12 protein-coding genes are annotated in these 12682 nt (G+C 66.5%); 5 read left to right on the plus strand and 7 right to left on the minus strand.

All coding sequences use genetic code 11. The features are described 5' to 3' along the window. Positions 1-77 precede the first annotated feature (77 nt). Both ADE01S_RS00190 and ADE01S_RS00195 read right to left on the minus strand, forming a co-directional pair. The gene (locus tag ADE01S_RS00190; RefSeq protein WP_062679451.1) at positions 78-485 is read right to left on the minus strand and encodes a heme-binding protein; all 408 of its coding nucleotides are present in this window, start codon (positions 483-485) and stop codon (positions 78-80) included. Continuing rightward, positions 482-2371 carry a propionate--CoA ligase gene (locus ADE01S_RS00195; protein ID WP_062679452.1) on the minus strand — a complete coding sequence of 630 codons (1890 nt, stop codon included), beginning with the start codon at positions 2369-2371 and terminating at the stop codon, positions 482-484. The genes ADE01S_RS00190 and ADE01S_RS00195 overlap by 4 nt, the downstream gene beginning before the upstream one ends. A 287-nt stretch (positions 2372-2658) precedes the next feature. On the opposite strand from ADE01S_RS00195, the gene ADE01S_RS00200 reads away from it, so the two are divergent. Further along, a complete protein-coding gene (locus ADE01S_RS00200) occupies positions 2659-3318 on the plus strand; it encodes a C40 family peptidase (RefSeq protein WP_062679453.1) in 660 nt (219 codons plus the stop codon). 152 nt (positions 3319-3470) lie between these two features. Here the strand turns inward: ADE01S_RS00200 and ADE01S_RS00205 are convergent, their stop codons facing one another. The 4 genes from ADE01S_RS00205 to ADE01S_RS00220 form a co-directional block, all read right to left on the minus strand. Next, the gene (locus ADE01S_RS00205) at positions 3471-3794 is read right to left on the minus strand and encodes a DUF2325 domain-containing protein (RefSeq protein WP_039883953.1); all 324 of its coding nucleotides are present in this window, start codon (positions 3792-3794) and stop codon (positions 3471-3473) included. A gap of 198 nt (positions 3795-3992) precedes the next feature. After that, positions 3993-4937: a CysB family HTH-type transcriptional regulator gene (locus ADE01S_RS00210; RefSeq protein ID WP_062679454.1), complete on the minus strand. Its 945-nt coding sequence runs from the start codon at positions 4935-4937 to the stop codon at positions 3993-3995. A gap of 95 nt (positions 4938-5032) precedes the next feature. Beyond that, entirely contained in the window at positions 5033-6526 is a 1494-nt protein-coding gene (locus ADE01S_RS00215; RefSeq protein ID WP_062679455.1) for a CoA-acylating methylmalonate-semialdehyde dehydrogenase, read from the minus strand. 88 nt (positions 6527-6614) lie between these two features. Next, positions 6615-7832 carry an ABC transporter substrate-binding protein gene (locus tag ADE01S_RS00220; protein ID WP_062679456.1) on the minus strand — a complete coding sequence of 406 codons (1218 nt, stop codon included), beginning with the start codon at positions 7830-7832 and terminating at the stop codon, positions 6615-6617. 204 nt (positions 7833-8036) lie between these two features. Here ADE01S_RS00220 and ADE01S_RS00225 point away from each other — a divergent pair, with 204 nt between their 5' ends. After that, complete coding sequence (locus tag ADE01S_RS00225; protein WP_062679457.1) at positions 8037-8957, plus strand: LysR family transcriptional regulator; 921 nt, start codon at positions 8037-8039, stop codon at positions 8955-8957. A 39-nt stretch (positions 8958-8996) separates the two neighbouring features. Here the strand turns inward: ADE01S_RS00225 and lptF are convergent, their stop codons facing one another. After that, the gene (gene lptF, locus ADE01S_RS00230) at positions 8997-10100 is read right to left on the minus strand and encodes an LPS export ABC transporter permease LptF (RefSeq protein WP_062679458.1); all 1104 of its coding nucleotides are present in this window, start codon (positions 10098-10100) and stop codon (positions 8997-8999) included. A gap of 57 nt (positions 10101-10157) precedes the next feature. On the opposite strand from lptF, the gene ADE01S_RS00235 reads away from it, so the two are divergent. The 3 genes from ADE01S_RS00235 to ADE01S_RS00245 are packed head-to-tail and all read left to right on the plus strand — an operon-like array spanning position 10158 to position 12596. Beyond that, on the plus strand, positions 10158-11666 hold the full coding sequence (locus ADE01S_RS00235) for a leucyl aminopeptidase (RefSeq protein WP_062679459.1): 1509 nt from the start codon (positions 10158-10160) through the stop codon (positions 11664-11666). Positions 11667-11688: 22 nt separating this feature from the next. After that, positions 11689-12153 (plus strand): DNA polymerase III subunit chi, encoded by a 465-nt coding sequence (locus tag ADE01S_RS00240; protein ID WP_062679460.1) that lies wholly within the window; start codon positions 11689-11691, stop codon positions 12151-12153. A gap of 53 nt (positions 12154-12206) precedes the next feature. Then, positions 12207-12596: a hypothetical protein gene (locus ADE01S_RS00245; protein ID WP_062679461.1), complete on the plus strand. Its 390-nt coding sequence runs from the start codon at positions 12207-12209 to the stop codon at positions 12594-12596. Positions 12597-12682: the final 86 nt, after the last annotated feature.

A 12682-nucleotide genomic window follows, 5' to 3' on the forward strand; every position in this document is an offset into this window, starting at 1 on the left:
CGGCGGCACGCCCCGGCTTACCGGACTGCCTTCGTGCTCCGCACGCCGGTATTCGCCCTCGGGGCGGCCCTGCGAGCTCATAGGCCCAGCGCGGCGATACCAGCTTGAGCGATCTGCACGTCTTCGGTCGATTTCACGCCCGAGACGCCGACCGCGCCGACCACGTGGCCGTCGGCCACGACCGGCACGCCGCCTTCCAGCAGGCCGTCGATCAAGGGGGCCGACAGGAACGAATAGCGGCCGTTGTTGATCATTTCCTCGTAGACGCGCGATTCGCGACGGCCCAGCGCGGCGGTCTTCGCCTTCGCGGGAGCGATGTGCGCCGAGATCGGCGCGGCATCGTCCAGGCGCAGCATGCCCAGCAAGTGGCCGCCATCGTCGACCACGGCGATCGTGACGGCCCACTTGTTCTGCAGGGCGTGTGCTTCGGCCGCGGCCAACACTTTCTTGACGTCTTCGGCGCTCAGCACGGGTTTGGTATTCATTGCAGCGACTCCTTGATCTGTTCCAGGGCGGATGGGTCTTCGATGGTCGTCAGGTCTCCGGGATCGCGTCCTTCGCACACGGCGACGATCGCGCGGCGCAGCACCTTGCCGGAACGGGTCTTGGGCAGCGCGCCCACGAACCGGATCCGGGCGGGCCTGGCCACCGCTCCCAGCTGATCTTCCACCAGCCGCATGATATCGCCTTCCAGCTGCTTTGCCCCTTCGGGCGTTTCGGCGCCAGCCGGATTCTTCAGCACGGCGAACGCCATGGCCACCTGCCCCTTGAGCGCATCGGCCACGCCCACCACCGCGCATTCGGCGATCAGGCTGTGGCTGTTGACCGATTCCTCGATCTCGCGCGTGCCCAGCCGGTGGCCGGCCACGTTGATCACATCGTCGGTGCGGCCCAGGATGAACCAGTAGCCATCCTCGTCCACCAGGCCCCAGTCGAACGTGGAGTACACCTGGCGCCCGGGGATGGAGGTGAAGTAGGTCTGCACGAAGCGCTCGTCGTCGCCCCAGATGGTGGACATGGCCCCCGGCGGCAACGGCGGCACGATGGCCACCACGCCCTTCTGGCCCGGGCCCAGGTCCTCGCCGGTGGATTCGCTGACGATGCGCGCGTCGAATCCGTACACGGGGAACGACGGGCTGCCGAAACGGGTGGGCACCTTCTCCACGCCCGGCTGGGCCGAGAGTATCGGCCAACCCGATTCCGTCTGCCAGTAGTTGTCGATGATGGGCTTGCCCAGCCCGCTGGAGATCCATTGCGCGGTCGGCTCGTCCAGCGGCTCGCCCGCCAGGTACACGGCGCGCAGCGACGACAGGTCGTGCTGCTTGAGCAGCGCCGGGTCCTGGCGCTTGAGCACGCGCACCGCGGTCGGCGCCGAAAACAGCGTGTTGACCTCGAACCGTTCCACCAGCTTCCACAGGATCGCGCCGTCGGGCCGCACCGGCGTGCCTTCGTACAGCACGGTCGCCTGGCCGCCTATCAGCGGGCCGTAGACGATATAGGAGTGTCCCACCACCCAGCCGATGTCGCTGGTGCAGAAAAAGGTGTCGCCCGGCTTCCCGTTGAAGAGGTACTCCATGGAAGACGCCAGCGCCACGGCATAGCCACCCGTATCGCGCTGCACGCCCTTGGGCCGCCCGGTGGTGCCGGAGGTATAGAGGATGTAGCTCGGCTCGGACGATTCCAGCCACTCCACCGGCACGCGCGCGCCACGGTGGCGCTCGCGCAGGGCCGCGTAGTCCAGGTCGCGGCCGGCCACGGGTTCAAACGGGGCCAGGCCGCGGTCGAACACCACCACCGAGGCCGGCGGCGACTTGGCCAGCGCCAGCGCCCGGTCCAGCAGGGGCTTGTACGGCACCACCTTGCCCGCGCGGGAGCCGCCGTCGGTGCAGACCACGACCTTGGGCGCCGCGTCGTCGATGCGCTGGGCCAGGTTGACCGAGGCGAATCCGCCGAACACCACGGAGTGCACCGCGCCGATCCGGGCGCAGGCCAGCATGGTGAACACCGCCTCCGGCACCATCGGCATGTAGAGCAGCACCCGGTCGCCCCGCCCCACGCCCAGCTCCTTGAGCATGGCGGCGGCGGCATTGACCTCTTCGAACACGTCCTGGCGGGTATAGACGCGCTCGCGGTCCACCTCGGTGGACACCCAGATCAGGGCCGGCGCGTCGGCCTGGGTCGGCAGCCAGCGGTCGACGGCGTTGTAGCAGAGGTTGCTGCGCCCGCCCGTGAACCATTTGGCGAAGGGCGGCCGGGAGAAGTCCAGCACGGCCCCGAATGGCGTTTCCCAGTGGATGCGGCTGGCCTCTTCGCGCCAGAACGCATCGCGGTCATGCACCGACCGGTAATGGAAATCCCGGGTTTTTTGCATTTATGTCTCCTGTTATCGTTCGTACGCCTTAAGGCTGATTGTTTTCTTCCTGGAACATTCGGTCATTTTGGTAGGCGAACCTTGCACGAGGCTTGCCGCAAGTCAAAAAGTTCTCCCAGGCGTCCACGCTGCATGGACATTTAAGCCGGTAACGTAACGAACCGGTCTTAAAAGTTTGGTAGAATCCCCGCGAAGTTGTACAAAAATGTTGATTTTGCTGACATCTCGGCCAGATTCACGGCGAATACCGTGCTTTCTGCCGTTATCCGCAAATCATCCCCTGGCGAATGCATCGACACTCCACACGCGCGCTACAGATTTCATCCACTGGCCAAGCAACCCGCGGTCTGCGCTTGCTGGCGCTGGTTGCGTGCGTGGCGGGTCTGGCAGGTTGTGCCGGTACGAACCAAAAGTCAACCGCCTATACGTCGGAGATCGACCCCTACGAAACCGAGTGGGTCGCCACCGCGGATGACCCCATCGGCATGCTGGTGGTGCACAAGTTCAAGCGCGAACGCCAGCAAGCCCACACCGGCGTGAACAGCGACAACGCCATGGTCAGCGAAGCCCTGAACTACCTGGGCATCCGCTACCGCTTCGGCGGCAACTCCCCCGATACCGGGTTCGATTGCAGCGGCCTGGTCACCTACACGGTCGAGCGCTCGCTGGGCCTGAAACTGCCTCGCAACGCCGCCGACATGGCGCAGCAGGGCATCGCCGTCAACAAGAACGAACTGAAGGCCGGCGACCTGGTCTTCTTCAATACCCTGGGACGCCGCTACTCGCACGTCGGCATCTACCTGGGCGACGACCGCTTCGTCCACTCGCCCAGCGCCGGCGGGGTGGTCCGCGTCGAAAACATGACCATGGCCTATTGGGCCAAGCGCTACAACGGCGCCCGCCGCCTCGACAATAGCCTGATGGCTTCCGCGCGCGCGGCCAACTGATCCCCCGGGTTCGCCCCGCCAGACAAGCAAAACGCCGCCGGACTTTCCAGTCCGGCGGCGTTTTCATTTCTCTTCGCGGCTCGATGGCCGCAGGCCGGTTCGGCCTCCCCAGTTTTCTTGTGCGGCCGCGGCAGGCAGCGGCCGCCCGACGCCTAGTGCACCGTGCCCGCGCGGGAGCACAGGCCGCATTGCTGCAACGCCTGCTGCATGCTGCATACCGAACGGCGACAAGCCACGACACGGATGCCGCCGCGCTGTGCCGCGTTGCGGAACGTCTTCATGACGTTATGGCCGAGGAAGTCGGTCAGCAGGATCACCAGCTGGGTGCCCGAAGGCAGTTGCAGCGTCTTCTTTTGATGCGAGGGATCACGGCCGCTGATGTGATGCGTGATCGAGATATTGTGTCCTTTGAGAAGATCGGGAATGTTGCCGAGCCTGTCGGCGCCCACTACCACTGCACTGAGTCCTGCCGTCATGATGAACCTCACTGGGTCGTTGAGACTAGGTGTAATGATAATGATTCCTATTGTTTAGTCAACTTAAATGAGATCAGTTCTTATTTAATTATTTTTATGAGCCTGCCCGGAGGGATAGCGACGCCCGGGGGACGAGGCCAAAAAAAAGGCGCCGCGCCCCGCGGCGCCGCGCCTTTCCTGGGCGAAACCCTGCCCCGCCTATTTGGGCGTACCCTGCACCGCTTCGGTCACCACGGCACGGGTGAGCGACGGCGCCAGCATCTCCAGGAAGGTGTAGACGTAATCCCGCAGGAACACCCCCGCCTTCACGCCCACCCGGGTCGTATGGGTGCCGAACAGATGGCCCACGGGCAGCCCCACCAGGTTCGAGTCGCGGCGCGGGTCGTAGGCCACGCCGGCGATGATCCCGATGCCCAGGCCCACGTCGACGTAGGTCTTGATCACGTCGGCGTCGATGGCCTCCAGCACGATATCCGGATGGATGCCCTGGTTGGCGAAGATCTCGTCGATGGTGCTGCGGCCGGTAAAGGCGCGGTCGTAGGTCACGATGGGGAATTCGGCCAGCTGCGCCAGCGACAGGCGCTTGGCGGCGCTGGAGGTCAGCTCGGCCAGCGGATGGTCGGGACGCACCACCACGGTGTGCTCCCAGGCGTAGACCGGCAGCGTGGCCAGGCCCGGCGTCAAGGCCAGCGATTCCGTCGCCAGCGCCAGGTCGGCCTGCTCGTGCAGCACCATTTCCGCCAATTGCGCGGGGCTGCCTTCGGCCAGCGACAAATGCACTTTGGGGAACTGCTTGCGGAACGCCGGGATGACCCGCGGCAACAGGTAGCGCGCCTGGGTATGGGTGCACGCGATGACCAGGCCGCCCTCGTCCCGGCGCGCGAACTCGTCGCTCACCTTCTTGAGGTTGTCCACTTCGCGCATGATGCGGTCGATGACCTGCGAGACCGCCAGGCCGGGCTTGGTCAGCCCTTTGATGCGTTTTCCATGCCGTTCGAAGATCTTGATACCCAGCTCGTCTTCGAACTCGATGATCGCCTTGGAGACGCCCGGCTGGGACGTGTAGAGCATCCGGGCGGCTTCGGTCAGATTGAAGTCGCGCCGGATGGTTTCCCGCACGAAACGAAATTGCTGCAGGTTCATTGAATTGGCCCCTGATAGACGGACCAATTATAAGTAATAAGGACGCCTTGCTATATCACTTATTTGTATAAGCTTAGGAGCAAGACGTCCCCCTTTCAGCGCATCGAGATCGTGGTGTTCACACTCTTGGCGTGGGCGGACCAGCGCGCGGTGATCGTCTTGGTCTGCGTCCAGAACTGCACCGCCTGCTTGCCGTTGGGGCCCAGGTCGCCCAGCTTGGAGCCGCGCGAGCCGGTGAAGCTGAACCAGGCCACGGGCACCGGGATCGGCACGTTGATGCCGACCTGGCCGACGTCGATATTGTTCTGGAAGTAGCGGGCCGCGCCGCCATCCTGGGTGAACAGGGCGACGCCGTTGCCGTTGGGGTTGCGGTTGATGAACTCCACCGCTTCTTCCAGCGTCTCGGTGCCCACCACGCACAGGACCGGGCCGAAGATTTCTTCGGTGTAGATGGTCATGTTCTCGGTGACGCCGTCGAAGATCGTCGGGCCCACGAAGTTGCCCTGCTCGAAGCCCGCCACCTTCAGGTCGCGGCCGTCCAGCAGCAGCTTGGCGCCTTCGTCCACGCCCTTCTGGATCAGGCCCTCGACACGCTTCTTGGCGTTGGGCGAGACCAGCGGGCCCAGGTCGGCGGCGCGGTCGGTGCCGGAATTGACCTTGAGCTTCTTGGCCCGTTCGACGAAATCAGGCAGCCAGTTGCGCGCCTCGCCGACCAGCACGGCCACCGACGAGGCCATGCAACGCTGGCCGGCCGCGCCGAAGGCGGCGCCCAGCAATTGGTTCAGGGCGACTTCGGGGTCGGCGTCCGGCAGGACCACGCAGTGGTTCTTGGCGCCCATCATGGACTGGCAGCGCTTGCCCGCGGCCGAGGCGCGGTTGTAGATCTCGGTGCCCACGCGGGTCGAGCCGATGAACGAAACCGCCTTGATGTCGGGGTGCTCGCACAGGCCGTTGGCGGTTTCCGGGCCGCCGTGCACGACGTTCAGCACGCCCGGGGGCAGGCCGGCTTCCAGCGCCAGCTGGGCCAGGAACAGCGAAGACGTCGGATCCTGCTCCGAGGGCTTGAGCACGAACGTGTTGCCGCAAGCCACGGCGATCGGGAACATGAAGCAGGGCAGCATCACGGGGAAGTTGAACGCGGTAATGCCCGCGCACACGCCCAGCGGCTGGATCAGCGTGTAGACGTCGATGCCGGTGGCGGCGTTTTCAGCGTACTCGCCCAGCTGCAGGTTGGCGATCGAGCAGGCATGCTCGACCACTTCCAGGCCGCGGCCGACTTCGCCCTCGGCGTCCGGCAGCGTCTTGCCGTGCTCGCGGGTGATCATCTCGGCCAGCTTGCCGGTATTGGCGCGCAGCAGCTCCTGGAATTTCAGCATGACACGCATGCGCATGCCCTGCCCGCTGTTGCGCCAGGTCTTGAAAGCCTCCTTGGCGTTGGAGACGGCCAGGTCCAGTTCCTCGCGGGTGGCGAAGGGAACCTTGGCGACGACCTCCTGGGTGGCGGGATTGATCACGTCTCGCCATTCGGTGGTTTTGGACTGCACTAGCTTGCCGCCGATCAATAGCGGAACGCGCGGGACTTCACTCATTTGATGCTCCTCACACTGCATAGTCGATGCGGAGTGGACTCCGCGTTCATGGATCTTGCGGCGCGCCGCCGGGCAGCGCCCGCATGGTCTATTTCTTCACCAGGGGGCACGAGGAATCGGCCAGGGGCTGGAACGCCTCGGCGGCCGGGATGGTGGCCACCAGCTTGGAATAGTCCCAGCCGCCCTTGGACTCCGCGGGCTTCTTCACTTCGTACAGGTACATGTCGTGGATCACCCGGCCGTCGGGGCGGATCGAGGCGTTGCGCATGATCGGATCCTTGATGGGCAGCTCGCGCATCTTGTCGGCCACCACCTTGCCGTCCGTGCTGCCCGACGCCGCCACGCCGCGCAGGTAGTGCAGCACGCTGGAATACACGCCGGCCTGGGTCATGGTGGGCTTCAGTCCGCGGAACGCCTTCTCGAAGCGCCCGGACCATTCGCGGGTGGTGTCGTCGTAATCCCAGTAGAAGCCGTCCACGTACGACAGGCCCTGGGCGTTCTCCAGGCCCAGCGCCCGCAAGTCGGACAGGAAAATCAGCAGCGACACCAGGCGTTGGCCGCCCGCGACGATGCCGAACTCGCGCGCCTGCTTCACGGCGTTGACGGTGTCCTGGCCGCCGTTGGCCAGCGCCACCACCTGCGCCTTCGAACTCTGCGCCTGCAGCAGGTAGGACGCGAAATCGGGCGCGTTCAGCGGATGCCGCACGCTGCCGGCCACCGTGCCGCCCAGGGCCTGCACGGCCTTGGCCGTGTCGGCCTCCAGCGAGTGGCCGAACGCGTAGTCCACGGTAATGAAGAACCAGGACTTGCCGCCCGCCCGCACCGTGGCCTTGGCGCCGCCGGCGGACTGCGAATAGGTGTCGAACATCCAGTGGAAGCCGACGGGCGAGCATTCCTTGTTGGTCAGCGCCGTGGTGGCCGGCCCGGAGAACATCACGACCTTGTTCTTTTCGCGCGCGATGCCCTGCACCGCCAGCGCCACGGCGGAGTTGGTCAGGTCGGCGATGGCGGTGACGCCGTCGCGGTCGAACCACTCGCGCGCCTTGGCCGCGCCCACGTCGGCCTTGTTCTGGTTGTCCGCGGACACCAGCTCGATCTTCATGCCCTTGCACTCCGCGGCCAGGCAATCGTCGATCGCCAGTTGCGCCGCGGCCACCGAACCCGCGCCCCCCATGCCGGCATAGGTGCCCGACATGTCCGTCAGAATTCCGATCTTCACCGGCGGCTTGTCCGCCGCGTGCGCCTGGGCAACCAGGGCAGCGCCCAGACACAAACCTGCGGCGAGCCCGCGTGCGTGCAATTTCATGGATTTGTCTCCTGAGTTTTATGCGTTATGGCGCCGTCTTTGCGGCCTGCGGTACCCAGGGCAATGCCCCAGGGCCTGCCAACCCAGTGTAGATGTGTGAAAATCAACAAGCAACACCAGAAATGCACATTCCTTGTGCATAAATAACCAAGTGAATTTCTGGCCCGCCGCGCCAGGCGCGGCGGATGCCTGGAGCGGCGGATCGTGCTTGATTGGGACAGCCTGCGGTATTTCCTGGAAGTGGCCCGTACGCAGCGGGTGAGCGCGGCCGCGCGCAAGCTCGGGGTGGAGCACACCACGGTGTCGCGGCGCATCCGCGCCCTGGAGGCGGAGCTGGAAACCCTGCTGTTCGAGAAGTCGCGCAGCGCCGGGTTCATGCTGACGGAAGACGGCCAGCGCCTGTTCGTCCATGCCGAGCAGATGGAAAGCACGGTGCACTCGGCCCGCGAGACCCTCTCCGGCATCGGCCAGGCCCTCTCGGGCCACCTTCGCATCGGCGCCACCGAAGGCTTCGGCAGCTACGTGCTGACGCCGCTGGCCGCCGATTTCCAGCGCCGCTATCCGCACATCACGCTGGACATCCTGCCGGTGCCGCGCTTCGTCAGCCTGTCCAAGCGCGAGGCGGACCTGGCCATCACCATCGAGCGCCCCCAACGCGGGCCGTATGTGTGCAGCAAGCTGTGCGATTACACGCTGCGTCTGTACGGAACGCCGGGCTACCTCGCCCGCCACTCGCCGATCACGTCACGCGCGGACCTGGCCGACCATACCTTCATCGGCTACGTGGACGAACTGCTGTTCAGCGAACGCCTGCGCTACCTGGAAGACCTGCTGCCCGCCAGCAAGGTGGTCCTGCGCAGCACCAGCGTGGTCGCGCAGTACCACGCAGCGCTGCAGGGCCAGTCGCTGGCGATCCTGCCCTGCTTCATCGCGGCGCAGGATCCGCGGCTCGTGCCGGTGCTGGAAAACGAAGTGGAGATCACCCGCTCGTTCTGGATGTACTGCCACGAAGACCTGCGCAAGCTCAAGCGCGTGACGGTCCTGTGGGAATTCATCCGCAAGTCGGTGCTGAAGAACGCCGACCTGCTGGCCGGCCGGCGCGGCACGATGAAGTACCTGCCGTAAGGGCGGGAGCGGCGGGAGGGTGGGCCCCCGCGGCGGCCGCTAGCTGCTGTTCTTGGGCGCCTTCACGCGCAAGCGCCGCATCAGCAGGAAGACCGTCAACATCGCCACCACGCCGTGGATGGCCCACACGCCCACGCCGAAGCTGAGCTTGCCGCTGGAGATCCAGGCGCGCGACAGGTTGATCAGGTTCATGTAGAGCAGGCCCACCAGGCCGGCGATGAGCAGGTCGCCCGAGCGTCCCAGGCGCGGATTCACCGCTCCCAGCGGGATCGCCAGCAGCGCCAGGTTCAGCGCGGCCAGCGGCAGCGAGACGCGCCACATCACCTGCGACCAGCTGCTGTCGGTGTTGTCCGCCATCAGCTGCGTGGTGGTGCGCGCCTTGGACGAGCGCTCGGCGGCGGCGCGGGCCTCGGCCACCGGATCGCCGCCCGACTTGCTTTCCAGGCGCAGGCCGTACTTGTCGAAGTGCACCAGGCGGATCTCGGGCGTGCCCGGCTTCAGGTCGTAGCGGTGCCCTTCACCCAGCACCAGGAAGCGGTCGCCGTTGGGCAGGGTTTCGCTGTGGGCCCTGCTGGCGGTCAGCACGCTCAGCCATTCGGGCCCGATTTCACGCGCGAACACGTTGCCCAGCTCGTCGCTGGGTTCGAGGGGATCCTCGGCGAAGAACACGCGGCTGCCGCCCGACGATTCGGCGAACTGCCCGGCCGTGACCTTGGAGAGATCCGAGCGCTGTTCGAAGCGCTCGTGGTATTCGCCGATCTGGCGGTACGCCCACGGCGCCGCCACCAGCGTCAGGCCGGCCACGGCCAGCGCCACCGGGATGGCCACGCGCAGCACCGGCTTGAGCCAGTCGGCCAGCGACAGGCCGCTGGCGAACCACACCACCATCTCGGATTCGCGATAGTTGCGCGTGACGGTGGTCAGGACCGCGATGAATATGGAGACCGCCAGAACCGTCGGCAAGGCGGTGATGGTCGACAGCGCGGCCAGCACGAGCACGACGTCTGCTCCGATGTTGCCTCCGGCGGCTTCGCCGAGCAAGCGCACGAGCAGCACGCTGAGCCACACGACGAGCAACGTGGAAAAGACAACGCCAGCGTGACTGATGATCTCGCTGACGACGGAGCGTTTAAATAGAGACATGGGAGAATATGCGGGATAATCGACCGCATCATACACAGACGCACACGGGAAACCCTCATGGAATTTAGCACACAGACCACCGCTTCCCTGCACCAAGTCAAAACCGCCGCCCTGGCCGTCGGGGTGTATGCGGAAGGCGTGTTGAGCCCCGCCGCCGACATCATCGACCGCGCCTCCAACGGCGCCGTCCGTTCGGTGGTCAAGGCCGAGTTCCGCGGCCGCGCCGGCTCCACCCTGACGCTGCGCAACCTGCCCGGCGTGACCGCGCAGCGCGTGGTGCTGGTGGGCCTGGGCAAGCAGGAAGAATATTCGGCCCGCACCCATGCCTCCGCCGAACAGGCCTTTGCCTCGGCCTGCGTGGCCGCGCAGCTCGCCGAAGGCGTGTCCACGCTGGCCGCCAACCCCATCGCCGACGTGACCATGGCGGCGCGCGCCCGCAGCGCGGCCATCGCCGCCGGCAGCGCCACCTATCACTACGACGCCAGCTTCGGCAAGCCCGACCGCGACGCCCGCCCCAAACTCAAGAAGATCGTCCAGGTCGTCGAGCGCGCCGACGCAGCCCAGGCCCAGAAGGGCCTGCGCGAAGGCAACGCCATCGCCAACGGCATGGAACTGACCCGCACGCTGGGCAATCTGCCCGGCAACATCTGCACGCCCTCCTACCTGGGCGACACGGCCAAGCGCCTGGCGCGCGAATTCAAGTCCCTGAAGGTCGAAGTGCTGGACCGCAAGCAGGTCGAGGCGCTGGGCATGGGCTCGTTCCTGTCCGTCGCGCGCGGCTCCGACGAAGCGCTGCGCTTCATCGTGCTGCGCCACGCGGGCGGCAAGGTCGCCAAGAAGGGCGCGAAGGCGGCCCCGGGCCCCATCGTGCTGGTCGGCAAGGGCATCACCTTCGATGCCGGCGGCATCTCGCTCAAGCCCGCCGCCACCATGGATGAAATGAAGTACGACATGTGCGGCGCCGCCAGCGTGCTGGGCTCGTTCCGCGCCCTGGCCGAACTGGAACTCCCGCTGGACGTGGTCGGCCTGATCCCCGCTTGCGAGAACCTGCCCAGCGGCAAGGCCAACAAGCCGGGCGACGTGGTCACCAGCATGGCCGGCCTGACCATCGAAATCCTGAACACCGACGCCGAAGGCCGCCTGGTCCTCTGCGACGCCCTGACCTACGCCGAACGCTTCAAGCCGTCCGCCGTGATCGACATCGCCACCCTGACGGGCGCTTGCGTGGTCGCGCTGGGCAACGTCAACAGCGGCCTGTTCTCCAAGGACGACGCCCTGGCCGACGCGCTCGCCGCCGCTGGACGCGCCTCGCTGGACACCGCCTGGCGCATGCCCATGGACGACGCCTACCAGGAACAGCTGAAGTCCAACTTCGCCGACCTCGCCAATATCGGCGGTCCTCCGGCGGGCGCGGTCACCGCGGCCTGCTTCCTGTCGCGCTTCGCCACGGCCTACCCCTGGGCCCACCTGGACATCGCCGGCACCGCCTGGCGCGGCGGCAAGGACAAGGGCGCCACCGGCCGCCCCGTGCCCCTGCTGATGCAGTACCTGCTGGACCAGGCTTGAAGCGCCTGCGACGGTATCCGGCATGACGCGCATCGATTTCGCCTTCGGCGCGCCCGACCGCTTGCGCATGGCCTGCCAGGTCGTGCGCAAGCGCTATCTGGCAGGCCAGCGGCTGGTGGTGTACTGTAAGGACGGCAGCCGCCTGGCCGCCTTCGACCGCATGCTGTGGGCGTTCGACGACACGGCCTTCGTGCCGCACGTGCTGGCCAACGATCCGCTGGCGGCCGACACCCCCGTGGTGCTGACCGCGGGCGATCCGCAGCAGGCCGCGGCGGCCGCGGGCCAGGGCGGGCACCCGCCGCCCTCCTGGCTGCTGAACCTGGACAACGATTGTCCTCCCGGGTTCGAGGCCTTCGAGCGGCTGCTCGAAATCGTCTCGGACGACCCCGAGGACAAGCAGGCCGCCCGCCAGCGCTGGCGGACGTACCAGGGCGCCGGCCACACGCCGCACAGCCACGACCTCAGCCGCCAGCAGCCGGACGGTTGAACGCCGCGCCGGCAGTTTCGCGCGCTGCGCCATCTCGACTTTCGGGAGCCACCATGCCCTCTCGCCTCAACGACCCCGGCATCCCTACCTTGACCCAGCGGGCCGAGCCCGTGTTCCACGTTCCCGCCCCCGCCGACGAGGCGGAGGCGCCGCTGCTGACGGAGCTGGCCGACGACGCCGCGTCGGAATACGACGATGACGGGTTCCCGGTGCTGACCGACCTGGCGGATTCCGCGGCCCTGCCCGGCAGCGCGTCCGTCCAGCCCCCCGAGCCAACGGTCCCCTCACCGGACGCGGCCGTTCTCGGCGCCCGCCTCCAAGCCGAGGTCGAACAGCTCATGCGGGAGGCCCTGGCCGACGCCATCGAGCAGATCCAGGCCCGCATGGACGCCGAACTGCCCGGGATCGTGGCCCGGGTGCTGCGGGACGTAAGGCCGGGTTGACCCCTCTGGAACCTCCGCCCCGCGTCTGGTCTAATTCTTGACAGAACTGGATTCTTCAGGGAACTGTAAGGTATCCTTCAACTCTA

Origin of the sequence: Achromobacter denitrificans NBRC 15125, assembly GCF_001571365.1 — a bacterium.
Taxonomy (GTDB): Bacteria; Pseudomonadota; Gammaproteobacteria; order Burkholderiales; family Burkholderiaceae_B; genus Achromobacter; species Achromobacter denitrificans.

Excerpts from the sequence above, each read along its gene's own strand:
- ADE01S_RS00190 (WP_062679451.1), bottom strand. The coding sequence starts at position 485 with ATGAATACCAAACCCGTGCTGAGCGCCGAAGACGTCAAGAAAGTGTTG.
- ADE01S_RS00235 (WP_062679459.1), top strand. The coding sequence starts at position 10,158 with ATGGAATTTAGCACACAGACCACCGCTTCCCTGCACCAAGTCAAAACC.
- ADE01S_RS00220 (WP_062679456.1), bottom strand. The coding sequence starts at position 7,832 with ATGAAATTGCACGCACGCGGGCTCGCCGCAGGTTTGTGTCTGGGCGCT.
- ADE01S_RS00200 (WP_062679453.1), top strand. The coding sequence starts at position 2,659 with ATGCATCGACACTCCACACGCGCGCTACAGATTTCATCCACTGGCCAA.
- lptF (WP_062679458.1), bottom strand. The coding sequence starts at position 10,100 with ATGTCTCTATTTAAACGCTCCGTCGTCAGCGAGATCATCAGTCACGCT.
- ADE01S_RS00205 (WP_039883953.1), bottom strand. The coding sequence starts at position 3,794 with ATGACGGCAGGACTCAGTGCAGTGGTAGTGGGCGCCGACAGGCTCGGC.
- ADE01S_RS00240 (WP_062679460.1), top strand. The coding sequence starts at position 11,689 with ATGACGCGCATCGATTTCGCCTTCGGCGCGCCCGACCGCTTGCGCATG.
- ADE01S_RS00195 (WP_062679452.1), bottom strand. The coding sequence starts at position 2,371 with ATGCAAAAAACCCGGGATTTCCATTACCGGTCGGTGCATGACCGCGAT.
- ADE01S_RS00215 (WP_062679455.1), bottom strand. The coding sequence starts at position 6,526 with ATGAGTGAAGTCCCGCGCGTTCCGCTATTGATCGGCGGCAAGCTAGTG.
- ADE01S_RS00210 (WP_062679454.1), bottom strand. The coding sequence starts at position 4,937 with ATGAACCTGCAGCAATTTCGTTTCGTGCGGGAAACCATCCGGCGCGAC.
- ADE01S_RS00245 (WP_062679461.1), top strand. The coding sequence starts at position 12,207 with ATGCCCTCTCGCCTCAACGACCCCGGCATCCCTACCTTGACCCAGCGG.